Below are 21,937 nucleotides of genomic sequence, written 5' to 3' on the forward strand. Positions count from 1 at the left end.
GCAGAATGAAAATTACCGATCTATTAAAAAGAGATACCGTGCTGCTGTCTCTGTCTTCGACAGATAAAGCGGGAGTGATTGATGAGCTGGTAAACAAGCTTGACACTGCCGGTCGGTTAAATGATCGCCATGCTTTTAAAGAAGCAATTGAAAAAAGGGAATCAGAAAGCTCTACCGGTATCGGCGAAGGCATCGCCATTCCTCACGCAAAGACAAGCGCTGTAGATACACCGGCTATTGCATTCGGCCGTTCTCAGGAAGGTGCAGATTATGAATCATTGGACGGCCAGCCGGCGCATCTGTTTTTCATGATTGCAGCAACTGAGGGAGCGAATGAAGCACATTTAACTACATTGTCCCGTTTGTCTACGCTGCTGATGGATGAAAACTTCCGCCAGGATCTCTTGAATGCAGAATCCGAAGACGAGGTCATGGCGGCGGTAGACGCAAAAGAAAGAGACAAGCTTGGAAGTGATGAGGAAGAAGCATCCGAAACCTCTTCAGCCCAGGCTGCCGACGACAGCAATACGCCGAGGATTCTTGCAGTAACCGGATGTCCAACTGGTATCGCCCATACCTATATGGCAGCAGATGCCCTGAAGGATAAAGCAAAAGAGCTCGGAGTTTCTATCAAAGTGGAAACGAATGGATCCGGAGGGGTTAAAAACCGTCTCACCTCCGAAGAAATTGCAAATGCGGAAGCTATTATTGTAGCGTCTGATACAAAAATCGAAATGGACCGATTTAACGGAAAGCCGCTTTTATCCACCAAAGTTACGGATGGCATCCGTAAACCGGAACAGTTAATTAACCAGGCTGTGAACGGAGAATTTTCGAAATACCGCGGCTCTGGCAGAAGTTCATCGTCGGATGAAGAAGAGAGCGCTTCTAGCGGCGGAGGCGGAGCAAAAGCAGTTGGAAATGCTATTTACCGCCACCTGATGAACGGGGTTTCGAACATGCTGCCATTTGTTATCGGCGGCGGGATTCTTATCGCTCTTTCTTTCTTCTGGGGGATTAACTCGGCGGATCCTGAAAGTGACCAGTTTAACGGGTTTGCCCAGGCTCTGAATGCAATAGGCGGACAGTACGCCTTTGGATTATTCGTAGCAGTGCTTGCCGGCTTTATCGGTATGAGCATCGCAGACCGGCCTGGTTTCATGCCGGCAATGGTTGGTGGTTTCATGTCCACTCAGGGCATTCCAGGAGCTGAGAACGCCACAGCCGGTTTCCTTGGCGGTATCATTGCCGGTTTCCTTGGCGGTTATGTCGCTCTTGGCGTGAAGAAGGCTATGTCTGGACTCCCGCAGGTGCTTGACGGAATTAAAACAATTTTATTTTATCCAGTTATCAATATTTTGATCACCGGTCTTTTGATGTACTACGTGTTTATTACACCAGTTGCTTTTCTAAATACAGCTCTTCAGGACTGGATCACAGGTCTTGGTACAAGCAACCTGGTCCTGCTTGGGATTCTGCTCGGCGGCATGATGGCAATCGACATGGGCGGACCGTTCAACAAAGCGGCCTTCACAGTCGGTGTCGCTCTAATCGGCCAGGGCATTTACGCTCCGCATGCGGCTGTAATGGCCGGCGGGATGGTGCCGCCGCTTGGTATCGCCCTTGCGGTCACGTTCTTTAAGAACCGTTTTCCAAAAGAACAGCGTTCGGCTGGGTACACAAACTATGCGCTCGGATCATTTTTCATTACAGAGGGTGCCATTCCGTTTGCGGCAGCGGACCCACTTCGGGTTATTCCTTCCATCGTTACTGGATCTGCAGTAGCAGGCGGCCTGGCCATGTTCTTTAACGTGGAACTGCTTGCACCGCACGGAGGTTTTCTCGTGTTCTTCCTGAATGCTGTGCAGGGCGGCGGAGTTTTTCTATACTTCCTCGCGATCCTTATCGGATCACTTGTGACGATGGTTATGCTGGCTATTTTGAAGAAGCCGCTGGAGCAGTCGAAAAACGAAGTACAGGATTATAAGGATTCTAAAGAGAAAAAAGAAGCATCTTAACTAATACAAAAGAGAGGCGCCAATGAAGGTGCCTCTCTTTTGTATTATGAAGGAAAATAAAAAGCTTCCGGCCCTGGAATAAGGCCGGAAGCTATGTTGATTAAGAGCTCAGTTCTAAAATAGTGCCGGTTTCAGCATCTACAATAAAGTCTAATTGACGGGTCTCTCCCTGATTGGTGCTTGAAAGGCCGCCACGGTAAACCTTGTATTCCAGGTCGTCTTTTTTGTAGGTTTCCGGCGTCATGTGGATCCAGGAGCCGTTAACCGGCAGATGATCCTGTACGTTTTCTTTTACCGTCTTCAGCGCTTTTTCCGGGGAAATTTCATCTTTCTTTGTGAACTGCTTAACCAAAATTCCCAAAGCAACACCAAGACCTACTCCAATAAGGATATTCTTTGTATTCATTATTATGTCCCTGCCTTTCCATTTCTTATTATACTCAGTATACCGCAAATAATGCGTATATCCAAATACATACCCGTTTTCAATAGTGGTAAAAACGTGAGTCGTTCGATAAAATGAAAATTAGGCAGAGCCTGACAAGCGAAAGGAGTATTTTATGAAGCAGGAAACACGCGACATGTTTAAGTTTTTAACAGAGACACCGGCAGTACCGGGTTTTGAACATCAAATCCGTACATACATGAGAAAAGAACTGGAGCCGGTAAGTGACGAAATTATCCAGGACCGGCTCGGAAGCTTGTTTGGAGTGAAACGCAGCGCTCAGGAAGGCCCGAAAGTAATGATAGCCGGCCACATGGATGAAGTAGGATTTATGGTTAAATCCATCGATGAAAACGGAATGCTCCGGTTTCAAACGCTTGGCGGCTGGTGGAGCCAGGTACTGCTTGCCCAGCGTGTTCAAGTGTATACAGAAAATGGAATCATTCCGGGGGTGATTGGTTCCACCCCTCCACACCTGCTGGAACCGGAGCAGCGGGAGAAGCCGATGCCGTTAAATAAGATGTTTATTGATATTGGAGCTGACAGCAGTGAGCATGCGGAACAGCTCGGTGTCCGTCCGGGTATGCCAATATCTCCGGTCTGTCCATTCACTCCAATGGCGGACGAGAAAAAAATTATGGCAAAGGCATGGGATAACCGGTATGGTGTCGGCCTGACTTTAGAATTAATGAAAGAAGTCCAGGATGAAAGCCTTCCAAACACGCTTTACGCAGGCGCCACAGTACAGGAAGAAGTAGGGCTGCGCGGGGGCCAGACGGCTGCACAAATGATCCAGCCGGATATTTTTTACGCTTTGGATGCAAGTCCGGCGAACGATTCCACTGGAGGGAAAGATGCCTTCGGCCAGCTTGGTAAAGGGGCGCTTTTGCGTATATTTGACCAGACGATGATCACTCACCGTGGCATGCGGGATTTCGTTCTAGATACGGCGGAAAGTAACAATATCCCGTACCAGTACTTTATTTCTCAGGGAGGGACTGATGCCGGGCGTGTGCATATGGCCAACGAAGGTATTCCATCTGCTGTTATCGGAGTCTGTTCCCGCTATATCCATACTTCTGCTTCCCTGCTGCATGTGGATGATTACGCTGCAGCAAAAGAACTGCTGACAAAGCTCGTGCGAACCACAGACCAACAGGCCCTCGATATGATTCATAAAGGAGTCTGAAGTTGAAAAAGGCTTTAGTAGGATCAAAAAATCCTGTAAAAATAGAAGCAGTACGCCAGGTGCTCTATCCGGAATTTTCCGTTTCCGGTACAGCTGCGGCTTCGGAAGTGAGTGATCAGCCGTTTTCCGATGTGGAGACGAGAGAAGGAGCTGTAAACCGTGCCCGGCATGTGCAAAAACGTGCTGATATTGGGATAGGGCTCGAAGGCGGCGTACAGGCTGAAGAAAATGACATATACTTGGTCAGCTGGGGGGCGCTTACAGATGGCACAGGTACATGGACGGCCGGCGGAGCCCGTATACTGCTGCCGGAACATATTGCTGCTATGCTCAGGGACGGCGTGGAATTAAAAACAGCAGTGGACCATTACTCACAGCTGACAGATACTCATCAAAACGAAGGGGCAGTCGGAATCCTGACCGCCGGCCGGGTGGACCGGACTGCCCTTTTTCACCATGTTGTATCCCTGCTTTACGGCCAGTGGCTGCATCAAACAGGGCGCCGGTTTTAAACGGCGCCTTTTCATTAAATTAAATTATGGTTACAATGGGAAAAAAGAGAAGGAGAGAGGACATGCGGTCATTTTTTTTGAAAAAGGGTGTAAATTTAAGTGTAAAGACATATGGAGTTACAGCTTTAAGCTACATGGCGCTTGGGTTGTTTGCGTCTTTAATCATCGGACTAATTATTCAGACAATTGGCCGGCAGCTTGGCATTACTTTCTTTGAGGACATGGGCACGCTTGCGATTTCATTAATGGGGCCTGCCATTGGGGTGGCTGTAGCTTACGGGCTGCAGGCTCCGGCGCTGGTTGTTTTTTCTGCGGTAGCTACTGGCGCTGCCGGAGCAGAGCTCGGAGGACCAGCAGGAGCTTTTATTGCAGCACTCGTTTCTGTGGAGCTTGGTAAGCTGGTTTCCAAAGAAACAAGGCTTGATATTATTGTGACACCGCTTGTGACGATTATCGCGGGATATGGGATCGCCCAGCTTCTTGGGCCGGGAATTCAGGCGTTTATGACAGGCTTCGGAGATTTGATTGTCTGGGCTACAGAAAGGCAGCCGCTTATTATGGGAATTTTAGTTGCCGGGCTGATGGGCCTTGCTCTGACAGCACCCATTTCAAGTGCTGCTATTGCCATTATTCTCGATTTGAATGGAATTGCGGCCGGGGCGGCTACTGTAGGATGTGCAGCACAGATGGTTGGTTTTGCAGCCAGCAGTTTTCGGGAAAATAAGTTTTCAGGCCTCGCCGCTCTCGGGATCGGAACTTCCATGCTTCAGGTGCCCAATGTCGTGAGGCGGCCGCTCATTTTGATTCCGCCAACGCTTGCAGGAATGATAGTGGCTCCTTTTTCTACGATGGTTTTCATGATGGAAAATAATGCAGCAGGAGCCGGAATGGGTACGAGCGGCCTGGTGGGCCAGATTATGACTTTCCAGACGATGGGATTTTCTTTTGAAGTGCTTGGAACAGTGCTGCTTCTTCATGTTGCTGCCCCCGCGTTAATCAGTCTCGGTTTGTCAGAGTGGATGCGCAAAAGAAATTGGATTAGAATGGGGGATATGAAAATACGGGAAGGGTAGCCTTTTCTGTATGTATTAATTCAAGGAGGAAAAACAATGGAAAATTTAACTACACAGGAATCTTTTAATCAAGCCATTGATAATGGAAATACAGTAATTATGTTCTCCGCCGGCTGGTGCCCGGATTGTACGTATATTGACCCGGCGATGCCCGAGATCGAGCAGCAGTACGATCAGTTTACTTTCTACAAAGCGGATCGTGATGAGCTGATGGATGTATGCATTGACTACGGCGTAATGGGTATACCGAGTTTTCTTGCTTTTCGTAATGGAAAAGAAGTACACCGCTTTGTAAGCAAGCAGCGGAAAACGCCGGAAGAAGTCCAGCACTTCCTAAACGAAGCATTGGAAAAAGCCAACGAGGCTTCATAAAGGTCCAGGAGGCTGTCCCTGAAAAAGGGACGGTCTTTTTTTTAACAGTAAGCACGAGTGTGGGAGTACACGACTGCACGTGTTACGATAGAATTAAGAATGTTCAAGAGGAGCGATAGAAATGGAAGTACGAAAACTACAGCGCATACTGCGGGAACGATTGAAAGACGATGAGTCCCGGACGTTTAAATATGATGATGAACACAGCTCGCTGCGGGTCGAGCACAAGCAGCTGAAAACCGGAGTGGATTTGGATTTAAGCAAATGGGCGGCGAAATATGAACGAGAGGGAGAAAAAGCTGTGGAGGATGTCGTGCATTATATCGATACATCCTTTCGCGCCATGGAACGCGATGTTTCACTCTCCGGACAGGAAAGTTTTATTTATCCGGTCATCCGCTCTACCTCCTTCCCGACTGAGACAAAGGAGGGGAAAGAGCTCGTATGGGACGACCATACAGCGGAAACCAGAATTTTTTACGCTCTTGATATGGGAGAGGCGTATTCATTGATCGAACAAGAAACGCTTGAAGCTGAGCAGATTGAAACCGAAAACATCCGCCGCGCTGCCCGCAATAATTTAAAGACATTGGAAGTGCCAATGAAAAAAGATATGGTGGCCGGAAATACGTTTTATTTTATTAATACAAATGACGGCTATGATGCAAGCCGCGTATTAAATGAAGCTTTGCTGCAAAGTGTAGCTGAGGGTGTGCAGGGCGACATGGCAGTAGCAGTGCCGCATAACGATGTCTTTATTATTGCAGATATTACCAATGATGCTGGCTACGATGTCCTTGGCCAGATGGCTTTCCGCTTCTTCAATGACGGACGGGTGCCGATTACAGCCCTGCCGTTCATGTATGAAAATGGAGAATTTGAACCTATCTTTATCCTGGCAAAAAAACGCCCTAAATCCTGATTCGCGGGAGCGTGCAAGCTGTGATACAATAAAAGTTAAGTTAGCGAAAAGGAGTCTCAACGAATGAATATTTTTTATAACCCAACAGGAATTGGAGATGTGCTTCTCCTTTCCTTAAAACCAATAGATTCAAAACAGCGTAAAACGGTAAGGTACGGAGATGTCGCCGTGCTCACCCATGCGACAACGAAAGAAACAGCAGGTTATCATATTTTTAATGCTTCTTCCTATGGAGAAATTACAGGGACGGGCAGAATAGCAGGGGATGAGGCCCATATTCAGCTTGTCAATAGAGCTTTAAAAGAAAACAATGTAGACAGTTCTCTTGAAGTGCCGTCCCAGCCCAATTTCCTCGTAGGTGCCGTGACGGATAAAAAGCGGCATCCGGATGCAGACAAGCTGAGCGTCTGCCAGGTGGAAACGGGTACAGAGACGCTTCAAATCGTCTGCGGAGCTCCGAATGTCGACAAAGGCCAGAAAGTAGCTGTAGCCGTACCAGGGGCAGTTATGCCTTCAGGGATGAAAATTAAAAAATCAAAACTCCGTGGCGTGACTTCTACCGGCATGATCTGCTCAGTGTCTGAGCTTGCACTGCCGGAAAAACAGACAGAAAAAGGCATTCTCGTTCTTGATGAATCGTACGAAACGGGCCAGGATTTTTATAAACAGTATCACGAACGCCCGGTTTCAGCGTCCGTGTAGGAAGTGAAAAACCGCTAGTGGTGCTAGGGGTTTTTCTTGTGCAGACAAAGTTAATTAGGACTCAAGAAAGTCCGGTAAGAAAAGGAGGGGTTGAAAATGCCGTCATCCTTTCAACAATGGATGAAAAGAATGCAGCATTTTCTTTTTAACGATGAAGAACAGCCAGAGGAAAACAACCGTGAAAATCGTATAAAGCGCTCCGGAGAGGATCCTCCTCCATACATAGCGAGAATGACGTATCAGGAATCTGAGCCGGTGAAAATGTTTAATGTTTATCCTAAAAGCTATGAAGAAGCTCAAAAACAAAAGAACAGCCCGCAGGCTCCGGAACGCCCAAGTGCAGCAAAGCTTTCGAGCACTTCTGCGAAATCGCGCGCCTCCGAGCGCGCGGGACGCGAACAGGAACGTGTCGGGGGCGATGCTAAACGGACTGGTTCAAAAGAAGAGAAAAAGACAGAACCAGAAAACGAAGGCTATTTTCAGGGTAAAAATTTCGAAGCAGGAAGTATTCCTTCTCCTGTCTTTGGATATCAGCAGGCTGATCTGCATCCGGGTAATTTAAGGGATCCAGATGCAGAAGAAAGAAAGGAAACCTCCGTTCAGGAGCAGATCCGGGAAGATATTGCTTTTCTGAATTCCATCCGTACTGGAGCAAGAAGACCTTCAGCTGTTACAAAACAGGTGGAAGAAAAAGAAGCAGGCCGAAAGCGCAGAGCTCCTTCCATATTACAGGAGGACACCGATCGCTTTATGGAGATCAGCAGAGCCCAGAGAAGCGGTAAATGGGATACAAAAGCGCAGGATGGGGATACAGATAACAATGAGCCGGCGGATGAACACGGTTCGGATGAAAAAAAAGACAATGATCTATTTCCTTCCGGCACTGCGTTTGAAATAGAACCGGAAGATAACAAGTCCATTGAGATAGAAGTGCCGGAAAAAGAGGAAGAGCCTCAGGCGGTTTCCGTGGGCCGGGAAAAAGAAAATATTCCAGTTGATAATACGGAAAACACGAAAGAGAAAGAAAGAACAGAGCAGCCAGCTTTTGAAAATAACCTGGAGCCACTACCGGAAAATAGCGGCCTGCCTGTAAAAAAACATGAATCAAAAACTGACAAGCCGAAGAGTGCTTCGGCTTCAGCAGTAAAAGAGAAACCGGCAGCACCGGCAAAAAAACAGTCCAGCAGTAAACGGCCATCTACCTCAACCCCGTTTAATGTCATGATGTATCCCAAGGATAAACGCTCTGCCGGACGACAGCCGAAGCAGACAGGATATCGGCTGCCGTCGCTGCAACTGCTCAATATTCCTCCAAAAAAAGAAGACGAAGACCAAAGTGAGCTAGAAGAGCAAAGGGGCCAGCTTGAAACCACGCTGAAAAACTTTCATGTGGATGCAAAAGTTTCTCAGATTACAAAAGGACCGTCGGTTACAAGGTTTGAAGTCCAGCCGGCTCCAGGAGTGAAAGTGACAAAAGTAACCAATCTAACAGATGATATTAAAATGGCGCTTGCAGCTAAAGATCTAAGAATGGAAGCGCCTATTCCCGGGAAGAATGCTATTGGCATTGAAGTACCCAATCCGACATCGGCGCCGGTATTTTTAAGAGAGATTCTCCGCCGGGACGTGTTTAAAAATCATCAATCGCCGCTTTCAGTTGCCATGGGTCTCGATATTGGAGGCAACCCTGTCATCGCTGACCTGCAGAATATGCCGCATGGATTAATAGCAGGCGCTACGGGTTCCGGAAAGAGTGTCTGCATTAATTCAATTCTGCTGAGCCTGTTGTACAAATCCTCTCCGGAAGAATGTAAATGGATGCTGATCGATCCTAAAATGGTGGAGCTTGCTTCTTACCGGGAGGTGCCGCACCTTATTACGCCGGTAATCAATGACGCCAAGGAAGCAACAGGAGCGTTAAAATGGGCAGTCCAGGAAATGGAAGATCGTTATGAACGTCTGGCCCGCGAAGGCGTGCGGGACATGAAAAAATATAACGAACGAATGGAAAAACAGGGGCGCCCGGCTGATAAAATGCCGTACCTCGTTATTGTAATTGATGAATTGGCAGATTTGATGATGGTGTCGCCACAGGATGTAGAAGATGCGATCTGCCGTATAGCGCAAAAAGCAAGAGCCTGCGGCATGCACTTGCTTGTAGCAACGCAGCGCCCCTCGGTGGACGTTATTACAGGACTCATTAAAGCAAATATCCCAACCAGAATAGCATTCTCCGTATCTTCACAGGTGGATTCCCGTACGATTTTGGACGGAGGCGGTGCTGAACGTTTGATTGGTAAGGGCGATATGCTTTTCTATCCAAACGGCGCATCCAAGCCAACGCGTGTCCAGGGCACCTTTGTGACAGATGAAGAAATAGACGCTGTCACAGATTTTGTAAAAGAGCAGAAAAAACCCGTTTATCAGTTTCAAAAAGAAGAACTGCAAAAGCACCTCGAAAAAGAGGAAAATCAGGACCCGCTCTATAATAATGCGTGTGAATTCGTCATCGACCAGAAGCAGGCTTCCGCCTCCCAGCTGCAGCGTCGTTTTTCGTTAGGTTACAACCGAGCGGCTAAGCTGATCGATACGATGGAAAATCGTGGGATCGTTTCCGAGGCGAGAGGGAGCAAACCTCGAAATGTATTAGTAACCCGGCAGGAGTGGGAAGAAACGGTATAGGCTTGCTTTCCCATTAAAGGTTTTATATGATAAATAGAATATTGAAGCAGCCCGTGGAAAATCACGGGCTCTTATTCTGATACATAGGTTAAGGAGCAGCTGTTATGAAGGAAATTGAACTTAAACTGCAAGGGAAACAAAAGCGATTAACAAATGAAACATTTAAATTCGATGAACGAGTAAAAGAAGGATGGTTTTCCGCTGTATATTTTTTAAAAACCAAAAAAATCGCGGAAAAATACAAGCCGGAAGAACGAGTGCTGATGCAGTTTTTTCAAAAAGATCACGCTGTATTATGCGGAGTAGATGAAGCGGTTGCTTTAGTTAAAACCTTTTCTTCCTACCCGGAGGATCTTACCATTCATGCTCTTGAAGACGGCAATAAAATTGCGCCGTACGAAACAGTGATGACAGTTGAAGGGAAATATCAGGATTTTGGCTTTCTTGAGGGCCTGATTGACGGTATACTTGCGAGACGTACCTCTGTGGCTACGAACGTCTTCAATGTAGTAAATGCAGCAAAACTCTCCGGCAGAAAAAAACCCGTCATTTTCATGGGGGATCGGGACGATCATTTCACGCAGCAGGCTGGGGACGGATACAGTGCTTTTATTGGCGGCTCTAAAGCCCAGGCAACCCATGCCATGAGCGAGTGGTGGGGGAAAAAAGGAATGGGAACGATGCCGCATGCCCTGCTTCAGCTTTTCGAGGGCGATATCATTCAGGCGACCCGGGCGTACAAAGAAACATTTCCGGAAGATGAACTTGTAGCGCTGGTGGACTATAATAATGACGTCATTACCGATTCTTTAAAAGTGGCCAGGGAGTTCGGCAAGGACCTTCAGACAGTTCGTCTTGATACTTCGGCCAGCATGGTGGATCAATATTTCTGCCGGCATCCAGAAGTGCTTGGCTCTTTCAACCCCACCGGAGTAAATCCTGAGCTGATTTTTGCCTTACGGAGGGTGTTGGATGATGAAGGCTTTGATCATGTTAAAATAATGGTAAGCGGTGGTTTCAATGCCGCACGTATTGAGGAATATGAAGCTAAAGATGTTCCCGTAGATATTTATGGTATTGGGAGCAGCCTGTTAAAAATTCATATTGGTTTTACAGGAGACAATGTATTGTTAAATGGAAAGCATGAAGCTAAAGCCGGGCGGAAGCATCGTCCAAACAGCCGAATGGAGCTTGTTGATTATTAATTTCCGGAAAGGAGTTCTTTGCCGTGCGTTCGGATATACAGAGGTACCGGCAGCGCCGGCAGGTAGAAGCAGACCGGCGCCTTGAAAGCCTGCTCGCAGCATTTAAAGACTGGAAAGAAGAAAATACGAACCTGCGTGAAAAGGTACGTGCTAAACACCTTTTCGCCGAACAAACAGGCCTGGCGGTGGAACAGGTGGAAAAAAGGCCATGGGATATGCTGTTTGAGGAATGGTTTTCATACGATTATGTAACGATTATCGGTACTCATCTATTTGATATGTTCTTAAAACAGACGCTGACTGAGCGGACCCGGATGGATCTTCAACTGGGCGGACTGCTGCTGACGGCTTCCTGGCTGCCGGTGGAATTAAATGAAAAAAACCGGTGGGCCCGGGCAGTAGGAAAGCAGGAATTTTCCGGCCGGCTGCAGCAGGACCCTGCTTTAGAACCGGCTGTATCTTCCACCTGGCTTGTGCGGACAGCGCGTGTAGGGTTTGAAGACACCCGTCTGGGCCAGGCAGTGCCGATCCAGCCGAATAGTGAAGAGTTTCAGGCGTTGATGCTTGAGGCGGAAGAAGCCTACTATAAAGAAGAACACATCCGCTGGCATAAAGAAAAAGGGGCCTCCTGGCTCCATTTTGCACTCCCGTCCGTAAGTTTCTGATTTGTAAACGAGACGGGGGTCATGCTTTTATGCCCAATTTTAGTCGTTCCGTTGGAGGAACCAAAGGTTTTTGCTATAATAAGACAAGTATGTTTACATATGATAAACACCATGAAAAACGATCTCTTTCACCTGTGCGTTTTAGCGGCAAGGTTTTTTGAAAGAACGGAGGAAGACAATATGTCTAATTATCATTTTATTGGAATTAAGGGATCCGGCATGAGTGCTCTTGCCCAGATTCTGCACGATATGAATCATAGTGTACAGGGCTCGGATGTTGAAAAAACATTTTTTACACAGCAGCCTCTTGAAAAGAAAAATATTTCTATTCTTCCTTTTCAGGCGGACAACATCCAGGAAGGCCAGACGGTGGTTGCTTCAGCAGCTTATGGTGATACGCACGAAGAAGTGAAACAGGCAAAGCAGGCAGGGGTAGAGGTCCATTCCTACCCACAGTTTTTAGGAGAATTCCTTCAAAATTTCACTTCGATAGCAGTGGCGGGCTCACACGGTAAAACGACCACGACTGGTCTTTTAGCACACGTACTAGAGGCGTATAAGCCTACCTCATACTTAATTGGCGATGGCACAGGGAAAGGCATGGAAAACAGTCGCTTTTTTACATTTGAAGCCTGCGAGTACCGCCGTCATTTTTTAAACTATACTCCTGACTATGCGATTATGACAAATATTGATTTTGATCACCCCGATTACTTTTCAGACGTAGACGATGTTGTTCAGGCATTTAATGAAATGGCTCAAAAAGTAAAAAAAGGTATTGTAGCGTGCGGTGATGACGAACACCTTCAAAAGCTGCATGCGCCTGTGCCAATTGTTTATTATGGTATTGAAGGAAAGCATGATTTCAACGCGGAAAACATAATAGTAGACGAGAATGGAACCAGTTTTGATGTGCAAATCCGTGGGGACCGGTTTGGTCGCTTTACTATCCCAGGCTATGGCAAGCACCATATTCTAAATGCACTCGCTGTTATTGCTATCTGTCACTATGAAGAGGTGCCGGCCGCGATTATTCGCGAACAACTGGCTACTTTCAGCGGTGTGAAACGCCGTTTTACGGAAAAAACTTCCGGGTCGCAGGTGCTGATTGATGATTATGCCCATCATCCTACTGAAATTCGGGCTACCATCGAATCAGCCAAACAAAAATACCCGAACCGGCCGATAGCAGCTGTTTTCCAGCCGCATACCTTTTCAAGAACGAAAGCCTTTCTTGATGATTTCGCAGCCAGCCTCCAAATGGCAGACTATGTTTACCTTTGTGATATTTTTGGATCGGCAAGGGAACAGGATGGAAGCTTAAGCATCGAGGACTTAAAACAGCGCATTCCTGGCGCGAAAATAATTCAGGAGGACGGAGTACAGGTGCTTGAAACTCATAATGACGCCGTGCTTTTATTTATGGGGGCTGGAGACATCCAAAAGTTTCAAAGTGCCTATGAAGCTCATCTTGAATCCTCCAAGCAATAGAATCACAAGACGGAAGGCGAGAGCTTTCCGTCTTCTTCGTATCGACAGTAAAAATGCTAAAGCATTACGGGGACGATATTTTCGCCAGCAGGCATATTTTTTGAAGGATAGGGAAAAAGAAATTAGAAGCCTCTCTCTGTGAAGAATGGAGTTTCAAAACAGACAAAGAGTGGTAAAATGGCGACAGGAGGTGTATTGTGATATGGCTATTTTAGGTTACATAAGCGCGCTGATTGCAGCGATCGCTTTTGCCGTTCTAATTATTTTCCTCGTGAAAACACTGAAAACAGCTACTACAATGATGGAGCGCGTAGGGAACACAATGGAACAGGTAGAGCAGCAGGTACAGGGCATTACCAGAGAATCAGAGGCTATGCTTAATCGTTCTAATACTATTATGGAAGATGTCCAGACCAAAACAGAGAGTATTAATGGTTTTGTAGGGTCATTGCAAAATGTCGGGGAATCAGTGGATAACGTCAACCATTCATTCCGCCGTGTAGCCGATTCTGTTTCCAATTATTCTTCAAAACAATCAGAGCAGGTCACCCAGGTAATTCAGTGGGGGAATGCCTTTATTGATTTGTATGCCCGCTGGAAGAAACGGACAAAATAAAAGGGGACGATAAAGAATGGCTTCATACAACACAAAAGATTTTATTATAGGAACAATCATTGGAAGCATTGTAGGGGCGTCGACAGCGCTGCTTCTTACCCCAAAATCAGGGGAGGAATGGCGCCAGAATCTTTCTGAAGGGACTCAGTCAGTAAAACAGAAATCAAGCGGGTTAACCTCTGAAGCATACGAAAAGGGCAGTGAGTGGGCAAATCTTGCAAAAGATAAGTCCAGCGAAATTGCCAAAAATGTTTCTGCCCAGTCTTCTCATCTGTATGAACGAGTGAAAGGAAGCTCGGGAGAAGATGAAGAGAAATCTGCTGAAAAGCTAGCACAAGAGTTGAATGAACGCATTGATGAAAGCGAAGAAGAAGCGGCAGAGGATGTAAAAAAAGACGTGCGTGAACTGCATAAAGATTCCTCAGAAAACAAAAATAATGACACGTAACAGCTAAAACCGCTGCGCTAAATGCAGCGGTTTTTATTATATTTTTAGTTAGACTTAAAAGAAAAGCTTATTTTAGAGGCAAAAATACTTTAACACTTAAAAGCGTTTAAGAAATAAAGAAAAAAGGGCTGACAGAACAGAATTCTTCGTTTATAATTGGGCGTAATCGAAAAGATAAGTAATTGACCGAAGGAGTGGAGAATATGAGTAACGAGCAGTTAGATGCCTTAAGAGAACAATTAGACGAAGTGAACGTAAAACTTTTGGAACAAATTAATGAACGCGGACGGCTGGTCCGGGAAATTGGGGATGTTAAAAGTAAGTCCGGGCAGAAGCGATTCGACCCGGTACGTGAACGCCATATGCTCGATCACATTGCAGAACATAACGAAGGGCCCTTCTACACTTCCACGGTCCAGCACATTTTTAAGCAAATCTTCCAGGCGGGGCTCGAGCTTCAGGAAGATGATAACCGCAAAGAATTGCTGGTATCTCGCAAGAAGAAGCCTGAAGATACAATTGTTGACCTGAAGGGCGAAAAAATCGGAGATGGCTCCCAGCGTATTGTTGCAGGCCCTTGTTCCGTAGAAAGCTACGAGCAGGTGTACGAAGTTGCCAAATCCATGAAAAACCAGGGCATTCGTCTTCTGCGCGGCGGAGCATTTAAGCCGAGAACTTCACCTTATGACTTTCAGGGGCTTGGAAAAGAAGGTCTTGAAATTCTGCGCCGTGTAGCTGACGAACTGGATATGGTGGTAATCAGTGAAATTGTAAGTCCGCAGGATGTAGAAATGGCCCTGGATTACCTTGACGTTATCCAGGTCGGCGCGAGAAACTCCCAGAACTTTGAATTACTGAAAGAAGTGGGAGGCGTGGACAAGCCTGTATTAATGAAACGCGGAATGTCCTCGACTATCGACGAATTAATTAAAGGCGCCGAATACATCCTGGCTAAAGGAAATGAAAATATTATTCTTTGCGAACGCGGTATTCGCACGTATGAAAAAGCAACTAGAAATACACTCGATATTTCTGCAGTACCAATTTTGAAAAAAGAAACTCACCTTCCGGTCATGGTAGATGTGACGCACTCCACAGGTAGAAGAGATTTGCTTGAACCAACTGCCCGTGCAGCATTTGCTATCGGCGCAGATGCGGTCATGGCTGAAGTACACCCGGATCCTGCGGTCGCTCTTTCCGATTCTGCGCAGCAAATGGATATTGCCCAATTTGAATCTTTCCTGGATTCCCTCAGGGCTTCCGGATTATACAAATACTAATTCTCTACATGAAAGCACAGGGACTCTCCTGTGCTTTTTATATGGTGAGCAGTTATAACCAATTTAAATTAGTTGATAGCGTTTTCTTGAAAAGAAGTATGAAAACATAGTAAAATGAAAACAATTGAAAACAAGCTAAATCAAGAATAAAGACGTTAGGTGTTTATGTATGATACGATTAAAAAATCTGTAATTGTGAAGAGAAGAACAAAACTCGAATATTCATATATGCTCAGGAAGTTATGAAAAGTTTTCATAAATGAATTGCAGGGTTGATCAACATTATTATATGATAGCATCATCTGTTGAAAAGTGGATGAAAGGGATTTGAAGGAGGATTACTAGTGAATACAACAATTTATGATGTAGCAAGAGAGGCTGGCGTTTCGATGGCCACCGTTTCACGTGTCGTGAACGGCAACCCAAACGTAAAGCCGGCTACGCGGAAAAAGGTACTGGACGCCATCGAAGGGCTTGGCTATCGTCCGAACGCGGTAGCGCGTGGCCTTGCAAGTAAAAAAACCACAACTGTCGGTGTAATTATTCCAGATATATCAAGCATTTTCTTTGCTGAATTGGCCCGGGGGATTGAAGACATCGCCATGATGTATAAATATAATATCATCCTGAGCAACTCCGACCAAAATAAAGATCGGGAAATTAACCTAATTAATACCCTGCTTGAAAAACAGGTGGATGGGATTGTATTTATGGGTGGCGAAATCACCGAGGAGCACGTGGAGCAGTTCAAGCAATCCCCAGTACCTATTGTCCTGGCTGCAACAGTTGATGAAAACAAGGAAGTGCCTTCGGTAAATATTGATTATGCAGACGCTGCTTTTGATGCAGTGGAGGAGTTAATCGAGGGGGGACATCAAAGAATTGGTATGGTTTCGGGCTCTCTTGAAGATCCGGTAAATGGATATAAAAAATTCAGTGGATATAAAGAAGCGCTAAATAAAAATAACATTTCTTTTGAGGAAGAATTAGTAACAGTAGGAGACTATTCATATGATTCCGGCCTCCGGGCTGCGCAGTCACTGATGAAGCTTGAGAATCCTCCTACGGCGATTTTTGCATCCACAGATGAAATGGCCCTTGGCGTAATCCATGGGCTGCAGGATGATGGGTTTAGCGTGCCGGATCAAGTGAACGTCATTGGTTTTGACAATACACGCCTTGCGACTATGGTACGCCCAACATTAACAACCGTAGTGCAGCCGATGTACGATATTGGAGCAGTCTCCATGCGCCTTTTGACGAAGTTTATGAACAAAGAAGAAGTAGACGAAAGTACTGTAGTCCTCCCGCACCGACTGGAATACAGACAATCAACGACCATTCCTGAAAAATAAGGGAAGCAGTTTAACTGCTTCCTTATTTTTTATATTTATGGTCTTTTTTCATTTCTAATATGAAAAAGGGCTTTTTCTAATGAGCGTATATTTTTTTCTTCAATTTCCGGTCGCCTCGGGATGGGGGCGTACATATGCTCCGGGTCCTGCCATCTTGTAGGAAGCTCAATGGGAGCACTTTCTCCCCAGCGGCTCCGCCAATCTTCCGGGCAGTTTTGTTCGTACAAGTGGGTCTGTTCACTCATTTCAAGCCACACAGCTGCCCAGGCTCTTGGTACGACTCTCCACATATCATAGCCTCCGCCGCCGACGGCAATCCATCTGCCTTCGCAGTATTCATGAGCTACTTGATGAGCGATGGCTGGGATAGCTTTGTACGACTCAATGCTTAAGGAAAGATGGGTGAGTGGGTCGAAGTAGTGTGCGTCTGCCCCGTTAAGCGTAAAAATGACATCCGGTTTGAAAAACTCGGCAGCTTCACGCAGGGCTGCTTCGTAGCAATGTAAAAAAGACTCGTCCTCAGTAAATGCATCCACAGGTATGTTGATCGAAGTGCCGTAGCCTTGACCGGCTCCTTTTTCGCCAACGCTGCCGGTTCCTGGGAACAGGTATCTTCCTGTTTCATGAATGGAGAGAGTACAGACGTCCGGATCCTCGTAAAAAGAAAACTGGACACCGTCTCCATGATGGGCATCAGTATCAACATATAAAACACGTGCCCCGAAATGCTTACGTGCGTATTCGATAGCAATGGCACTGTCATTATATACACAAAAACCTGAAGCTTTTCCCTGGAAGCCATGGTGCAGGCCTCCGCCAAGGTGAAAAGCGTGAGATGCTTTACCTGAAAGAACGGTTTCTACAGCCTGTAGAGTGCCGCCAACAAGTGTAGCAGAAGCTTCGTGCATATGGTCAAAAATAGGCGTGTCTTCGGTGCCGAGCCCGTAGTTATTTGCGACGCCGATACTCAGTTCACCTTTTCCGGCTGCCTTGACGGCCTCCAGATAGTGCTGGTCGTGCACAAGCATTATTTCTTCATCTGTCGCCATCCGTGAAGGCACAAGCTTATCATCACTGATTGCCCCCATTTCAAGCAGAAGATCAAAGGTGATTTGCTGGCGCAATGGGCTGAAAGGGTGATCATCATTAAATTTATATTGCGGCATATCCGGAGAATAAACGAGGGCGTGATTCATCATGATCCCGGCTCCGGTGTTCTCGGCCATTGTACGGTATAGCCTTTTTCCTCTATGGCAGAGATTAGTCTGCGGGGGTCCATTGTCTGCACTCGAAAGCTCAGCACCTGCTTGTCGGTATCACTGTGCGGAAAGAGCAATACGCTGATAACATTTGTGCCTTTCTCTTTAAAAATCAGTGATAGTTCTGCTAATTGCCCGGATAAGTTAGGGATAACAACATCTATTTGGGAAGACGGCTGATTGGCGCCTGTCATTTTAACTAATGTATGCAAAACGTTAGTTTCAGTTAGTATGCCCACAAGCTTCTCATCTGAAGATACGACTGGAAGTGCGCTGATATCGTTATCATACAGCACTACAGCAGCATCTGCCATTAAATCATATGACATGATTGTGATAACGGGAGCAGTCATAATAGTAGAAACAGGCTGTTCCAATTCTTTTTTATCGTCCCCCGGCTGAAAAATAGATGGGCTGGCATCGCGGATATCCCGGTCTGCGACAATCCCCACAACGTAATCATTTTCGTCAATTACAGGTATATGCCGGATGCGATGTTTTTCCAAAAGCTCTAAAGCCGTACGGATGAGTGTAGTACGTTCAATTGTTATGACGTCTTTAACCATGATTTCTTCCACGAACAAGCAAACATTCCTCCTCTAAACAGGCGGTTAAAACATAAATTTATTAGTGAAACGAACATTATCAAACTGTTGAACATCATTATCTGACACACGGGAGCCTAACCTTACCATTAAACAGTTTGCAGGATGGGAGGATATTTCGGGGTCGTCAGTAGCCATCCATTCAAGACCTCCGGCGTTCATCATTTTTTCCATCAGCTTTCTATACTCCCATACGGTCAACCCGCTGGATTTGAGATCCCAGTGCCAATAGTACTCTGTCGTAATAATAATATAATCTTCCATGGCGTCATCGAGCATAGAAAACTCCAATAGCCGTTTGCCGATTTTAGCCCCTCTGTATTCTTTGGCTATTTCGATGGCCCCTAGTTCGAGAAGACTGTCCAACCGTGCTTCGGACCAGCGCTCTAAAGGATCTGGATAGACAAAAGTGACATAGCCGACAATCGTTTTGCCGTCAGCGACAATGTTAATTCTTCCTTCAGGAAGATCAGCAATGCCAATTAATGCCTTCTTTTGTTCTTCATGAGAACGAAACGCTGTAAGTCCTGGATGAAAGTCATAATCGTGAAGTGTTTTACCGGAAACAGGGCCCTCCATGAGCAGAGTGTGGTTGTTCCATGCGATTTCCCTGGAATAATAGGTCTTTTTGTGAATCATGTACACCATCCTTCATCCACCTATGGTACTGCTTACATTATTATCATATCAGAAAAATACTTCAGATTGGTGGAAGAAATGTGAATATTAAGAAATGAAAGAATTGAACAATATATGAACTTATATTATAATGAATTTGTGCAAATTAAGATCGACAGAAGGGAATGTTTCAAATGAAAGTGCAAACGCTTCCACCAACTGACGGAAATTACAACCTACAAGACTACGAAGAAGCAAAACAAAACTTTGACTGGTCGGAAATTGAAAAACAATTCTCTTGGCACGAAACAGGAAAGGTAAACATGGCATATGAAGCAATTGATCGCCATGCGGAGAATCCTGATAAACAAAATCAAGTCGCACTGCATTATTTAGATGGAAGCCGCAAAGAGGAGTACACATTTGCGGATATGAAAAAATACACAAACAAAGCAGCAAATGTAATGAAAGAAGCAGGTATTCAAAAAGGGGACCGTGTTTTTATATTCATGTCCCGTTCCCCGGAACTTTATTTTGCCCTTCTCGGGGCAATTAAAGTAGGTGCTATCGTGGGGCCGTTATTTGAAGCGTTTATGGAAGGAGCTGTCCGGGACCGACTGGAAGACAGCGAAGCAAAAGCGCTGGTCACGACCCCTCAGTTAGTGGAAAGGGTGCCGTTTGATGATCTTCCCAACCTGGAAACGGTGTTCATCCATGGAGGCGTGGATGATGAAAAAGGCGGTTTTTTGGATTTTGATGCAAGGCTGCAGCAGGCAGGCAGCGATTTCGAACCGGAATGGGTAGACCGGGAAGATGGACTGATCCTGCATTATACATCAGGCTCTACTGGAAAACCAAAAGGTGTTTATCACGTGCATAATGCTATGATTCAACACTACCAGACAGCAAAATGGGTCCTGGATTTGAAAGACGGAGATGTATACTGGTGTACAGCTGATCCAGGCTGGGTAACTGGTACTTCTTATGGTATTTTTGGCCCGTGGCTCGCTGGTGTGACAAACGTGGTACGCGGCGGACGCTTCAGTGCGCAGGATTGGTATGACACACTGGACCGCTACAATGTTTCTGTCTGGTATAGCGCACCAACCGCGTTTCGGATGCTTATGAGCGCCGGAGACGAGCTTATGAAAGACTATGACCTTTCTTCGCTGCGTCACATTTTAAGTGTCGGAGAACCGTTGAACCCAGAGGTTGTACGCTGGGGCGAAAAAGCATTCAATCTCCGTATTCATGATACGTGGTGGATGACAGAAACCGGAGCAATGATGATATGCAACTATCCTGCTATGACCATCAAAGCCGGTTCTATGGGGAAACCTATTCCTGGAGTCTACGGAGCTATTGTCGATGACCAGGGTAATGAACTACCTCCAAACCGGATGGGCAACCTGGCGATTAAACCAACTTGGCCTTCGATGATGCGGGCTATTTGGAATAGAAAAGAAAAGTTCGATAGTTACTTTGAATTGAACGGCTGGTATGTATCTGGTGATTCCGCTTATATGGATGAAGATGGATACTTCTGGTTCCAGGGACGTGTAGATGATGTTATTATGACTGCTGGTGAAAGAGTCGGGCCGTTTGAAGTAGAAAGCAAACTGGTTGAACACCCGGCTGTAGGGGAGGCAGGCGTTATCGGGAAGCCTGACCCTGTGCGCGGAGAAATTATTAAGGCATTTGTAGCTCTCCGGGAAGGATATGAACCTTCGGATGAACTGAAAGAAGAAATCCAAAGTTTTGTAAAGAAGGAACTTGCCGGACACGTGGCTCCAAAAGAGATCGAATTCCGGAAGTCACTTCCGAAAACAAGAAGTGGTAAGATTATGCGCCGTGTCTTGAAAGCATGGGAACTTGATCTGCCAACCGGGGATCTTTCCACCATGGAGGATTAGAGCAGGAAAACGCAAGAAGCCCCTGTACTTAATTATGTACGGGGGCTTCTTTATTTCTAATATTCCTTCGGGTATGATAAATAAAAGAAATGAAAAGGAGGAAGATCGCTTTGGTTGCGTTAATTATCGGTCTTATTCTTTTGTTGGAAAGTTTCTTCTTAATATTTAAAGGAAGTAAAGAAAATCGCCGGTTTTTGCGGACAGCGGGAATAGTTTCAGTACCACTCGCAATATTACTAGTATGGATTGGACTGGCTCAAATCGCATAAGTCTTAATTTCACTACATAACGGTTTTTTGTTTTCTATTCTTCCTGTTCAGAAGAAGAGCTTTCTTCTGTTTCATTTTCAGTACCACTTGAGGCCTCTGGCGAGGAACTTTCGCCAGGGGCTTCGCTATTTGTTGAGGAAGTGCTGGAATCTTCGTCACTCTCGGCATCGCTATCCCTGGAAGGAGCAGAAGAGGAATCCTCCGTGGACTCCTCTTCATCGGTGGATGCGCCGCCGGAGCTGCCGCTGTCCCCGGAGCCGTCCCCGGAAGGAGCAGAAGAGGAATCCTCCGTGGACTC

At 46.1% G+C, this 21,937-nt stretch carries 21 protein-coding genes; 16 read left to right on the top strand and 5 right to left on the bottom strand.

Annotated elements, in window-relative coordinates:
* Window positions 1–5 precede the first annotated feature (5 nt).
* Window positions 6–2,018 (top strand): PTS fructose transporter subunit IIABC, encoded by a 2,013-nt coding sequence (locus ACTTK6_RS12320; protein ID WP_079475723.1) that lies wholly within the window; start codon window positions 6–8, stop codon window positions 2,016–2,018.
* Window positions 2,019–2,118: 100 nt separating this feature from the next.
* Here ACTTK6_RS12320 and ACTTK6_RS12325 read toward each other — a convergent pair whose 3' ends face one another.
* Entirely contained in the window at window positions 2,119–2,424 is a 306-nt protein-coding gene (locus ACTTK6_RS12325; protein ID WP_079475724.1) for a PepSY domain-containing protein, read from the bottom strand.
* Window positions 2,425–2,578: 154 nt separating this feature from the next.
* Here ACTTK6_RS12325 and ACTTK6_RS12330 point away from each other — a divergent pair, with 154 nt between their 5' ends.
* From ACTTK6_RS12330 to ccpA, 14 genes are all read left to right on the top strand, one after another.
* Window positions 2,579–3,652: a M42 family metallopeptidase gene (locus tag ACTTK6_RS12330; protein ID WP_462833555.1), complete on the top strand. Its 1,074-nt coding sequence runs from the start codon at window positions 2,579–2,581 to the stop codon at window positions 3,650–3,652.
* A 2-nt stretch (window positions 3,653–3,654) separates the two neighbouring features.
* Window positions 3,655–4,164, top strand: coding sequence for a DUF84 family protein (locus ACTTK6_RS12335; RefSeq protein ID WP_079475726.1), 510 nt, complete (start codon window positions 3,655–3,657; stop codon window positions 4,162–4,164).
* Between the two features lie 62 nt (window positions 4,165–4,226).
* Window positions 4,227–5,237, top strand: a complete 1,011-nt coding sequence (locus ACTTK6_RS12340) for a PTS transporter subunit IIC (protein ID WP_079475727.1) — start codon at window positions 4,227–4,229, stop codon at window positions 5,235–5,237.
* 36 nt (window positions 5,238–5,273) lie between these two features.
* The gene (locus tag ACTTK6_RS12345) at window positions 5,274–5,609 is read left to right on the top strand and encodes a thioredoxin family protein (RefSeq protein ID WP_079475728.1); all 336 of its coding nucleotides are present in this window, start codon (window positions 5,274–5,276) and stop codon (window positions 5,607–5,609) included.
* A gap of 121 nt (window positions 5,610–5,730) precedes the next feature.
* Window positions 5,731–6,531: a DUF1444 family protein gene (locus ACTTK6_RS12350; protein WP_079475729.1), complete on the top strand. Its 801-nt coding sequence runs from the start codon at window positions 5,731–5,733 to the stop codon at window positions 6,529–6,531.
* Window positions 6,532–6,594: 63 nt separating this feature from the next.
* Window positions 6,595–7,233: a YtpR family tRNA-binding protein gene (ytpR, locus tag ACTTK6_RS12355; protein ID WP_079475730.1), complete on the top strand. Its 639-nt coding sequence runs from the start codon at window positions 6,595–6,597 to the stop codon at window positions 7,231–7,233.
* Between the two features lie 96 nt (window positions 7,234–7,329).
* Complete coding sequence (locus tag ACTTK6_RS12360; RefSeq protein WP_462833556.1) at window positions 7,330–9,915, top strand: DNA translocase FtsK; 2,586 nt, start codon at window positions 7,330–7,332, stop codon at window positions 9,913–9,915.
* A 104-nt stretch (window positions 9,916–10,019) separates the two neighbouring features.
* The gene (locus tag ACTTK6_RS12365; RefSeq protein ID WP_079475732.1) at window positions 10,020–11,120 is read left to right on the top strand and encodes a nicotinate phosphoribosyltransferase; all 1,101 of its coding nucleotides are present in this window, start codon (window positions 10,020–10,022) and stop codon (window positions 11,118–11,120) included.
* A 23-nt stretch (window positions 11,121–11,143) separates the two neighbouring features.
* Window positions 11,144–11,785 carry a hypothetical protein gene (locus ACTTK6_RS12370; RefSeq protein WP_079475733.1) on the top strand — a complete coding sequence of 214 codons (642 nt, stop codon included), beginning with the start codon at window positions 11,144–11,146 and terminating at the stop codon, window positions 11,783–11,785.
* Between the two features lie 180 nt (window positions 11,786–11,965).
* A complete protein-coding gene (gene murC / locus ACTTK6_RS12375; protein ID WP_079475734.1) occupies window positions 11,966–13,276 on the top strand; it encodes a UDP-N-acetylmuramate--L-alanine ligase in 1,311 nt (436 codons plus the stop codon).
* Window positions 13,277–13,478: 202 nt separating this feature from the next.
* The gene (locus tag ACTTK6_RS12380) at window positions 13,479–13,892 is read left to right on the top strand and encodes a DUF948 domain-containing protein (protein ID WP_022795220.1); all 414 of its coding nucleotides are present in this window, start codon (window positions 13,479–13,481) and stop codon (window positions 13,890–13,892) included.
* Window positions 13,893–13,908: 16 nt separating this feature from the next.
* On the top strand, window positions 13,909–14,340 hold the full coding sequence (locus ACTTK6_RS12385; RefSeq protein WP_079475735.1) for a YtxH domain-containing protein: 432 nt from the start codon (window positions 13,909–13,911) through the stop codon (window positions 14,338–14,340).
* A 203-nt stretch (window positions 14,341–14,543) separates the two neighbouring features.
* The gene (locus ACTTK6_RS12390) at window positions 14,544–15,620 is read left to right on the top strand and encodes a bifunctional 3-deoxy-7-phosphoheptulonate synthase/chorismate mutase (RefSeq protein ID WP_094908823.1); all 1,077 of its coding nucleotides are present in this window, start codon (window positions 14,544–14,546) and stop codon (window positions 15,618–15,620) included.
* Between the two features lie 344 nt (window positions 15,621–15,964).
* Window positions 15,965–16,975: a catabolite control protein A gene (ccpA, locus tag ACTTK6_RS12395; protein WP_079475737.1), complete on the top strand. Its 1,011-nt coding sequence runs from the start codon at window positions 15,965–15,967 to the stop codon at window positions 16,973–16,975.
* Window positions 16,976–17,010: 35 nt separating this feature from the next.
* Here ccpA and ACTTK6_RS12400 read toward each other — a convergent pair whose 3' ends face one another.
* The 3 genes from ACTTK6_RS12400 to ACTTK6_RS12410 are packed head-to-tail and all read right to left on the bottom strand — an operon-like array spanning window position 17,011 to window position 19,478.
* Window positions 17,011–18,177: an acetoin utilization protein AcuC gene (locus ACTTK6_RS12400; protein ID WP_371862286.1), complete on the bottom strand. Its 1,167-nt coding sequence runs from the start codon at window positions 18,175–18,177 to the stop codon at window positions 17,011–17,013.
* Window positions 18,171–18,812, bottom strand: a complete 642-nt coding sequence (locus ACTTK6_RS12405; protein ID WP_233133333.1) for an acetoin utilization AcuB family protein — start codon at window positions 18,810–18,812, stop codon at window positions 18,171–18,173. The genes ACTTK6_RS12400 and ACTTK6_RS12405 overlap by 7 nt, the downstream gene beginning before the upstream one ends.
* Before the next feature lie 33 nt (window positions 18,813–18,845).
* Window positions 18,846–19,478, bottom strand: coding sequence for a GNAT family N-acetyltransferase (locus ACTTK6_RS12410; RefSeq protein WP_079477007.1), 633 nt, complete (start codon window positions 19,476–19,478; stop codon window positions 18,846–18,848).
* Window positions 19,479–19,651: 173 nt separating this feature from the next.
* Here ACTTK6_RS12410 and acsA point away from each other — a divergent pair, with 173 nt between their 5' ends.
* Window positions 19,652–21,370 carry an acetate--CoA ligase gene (gene acsA / locus ACTTK6_RS12415; RefSeq protein WP_079475740.1) on the top strand — a complete coding sequence of 573 codons (1,719 nt, stop codon included), beginning with the start codon at window positions 19,652–19,654 and terminating at the stop codon, window positions 21,368–21,370.
* Between the two features lie 303 nt (window positions 21,371–21,673).
* Here acsA and ACTTK6_RS12420 read toward each other — a convergent pair.
* A partial coding sequence (locus ACTTK6_RS12420) for a hypothetical protein (protein WP_462833558.1) occupies window positions 21,674–21,937 on the bottom strand: 264 nt, incomplete at its 5' end.

This window comes from Marinococcus salis (assembly GCF_054971365.1).

Excerpts from the sequence above, each read along its gene's own strand:
- ACTTK6_RS12325 (WP_079475724.1), bottom strand. The coding sequence starts at position 2,424 with ATGAATACAAAGAATATCCTTATTGGAGTAGGTCTTGGTGTTGCTTTG.
- ACTTK6_RS12340 (WP_079475727.1), top strand. The coding sequence starts at position 4,227 with ATGCGGTCATTTTTTTTGAAAAAGGGTGTAAATTTAAGTGTAAAGACA.
- ACTTK6_RS12360 (WP_462833556.1), top strand. The coding sequence starts at position 7,330 with ATGCCGTCATCCTTTCAACAATGGATGAAAAGAATGCAGCATTTTCTT.
- acsA (WP_079475740.1), top strand. The coding sequence starts at position 19,652 with ATGAAAGTGCAAACGCTTCCACCAACTGACGGAAATTACAACCTACAA.
- ACTTK6_RS12380 (WP_022795220.1), top strand. The coding sequence starts at position 13,479 with ATGGCTATTTTAGGTTACATAAGCGCGCTGATTGCAGCGATCGCTTTT.
- murC (WP_079475734.1), top strand. The coding sequence starts at position 11,966 with ATGTCTAATTATCATTTTATTGGAATTAAGGGATCCGGCATGAGTGCT.
- ytpR (WP_079475730.1), top strand. The coding sequence starts at position 6,595 with ATGAATATTTTTTATAACCCAACAGGAATTGGAGATGTGCTTCTCCTT.
- ACTTK6_RS12390 (WP_094908823.1), top strand. The coding sequence starts at position 14,544 with ATGAGTAACGAGCAGTTAGATGCCTTAAGAGAACAATTAGACGAAGTG.
- ACTTK6_RS12330 (WP_462833555.1), top strand. The coding sequence starts at position 2,579 with ATGAAGCAGGAAACACGCGACATGTTTAAGTTTTTAACAGAGACACCG.
- ACTTK6_RS12320 (WP_079475723.1), top strand. The coding sequence starts at position 6 with ATGAAAATTACCGATCTATTAAAAAGAGATACCGTGCTGCTGTCTCTG.
- ACTTK6_RS12345 (WP_079475728.1), top strand. The coding sequence starts at position 5,274 with ATGGAAAATTTAACTACACAGGAATCTTTTAATCAAGCCATTGATAAT.
- ACTTK6_RS12385 (WP_079475735.1), top strand. The coding sequence starts at position 13,909 with ATGGCTTCATACAACACAAAAGATTTTATTATAGGAACAATCATTGGA.
- ACTTK6_RS12365 (WP_079475732.1), top strand. The coding sequence starts at position 10,020 with ATGAAGGAAATTGAACTTAAACTGCAAGGGAAACAAAAGCGATTAACA.
- ACTTK6_RS12410 (WP_079477007.1), bottom strand. The coding sequence starts at position 19,478 with ATGATTCACAAAAAGACCTATTATTCCAGGGAAATCGCATGGAACAAC.
- ACTTK6_RS12350 (WP_079475729.1), top strand. The coding sequence starts at position 5,731 with ATGGAAGTACGAAAACTACAGCGCATACTGCGGGAACGATTGAAAGAC.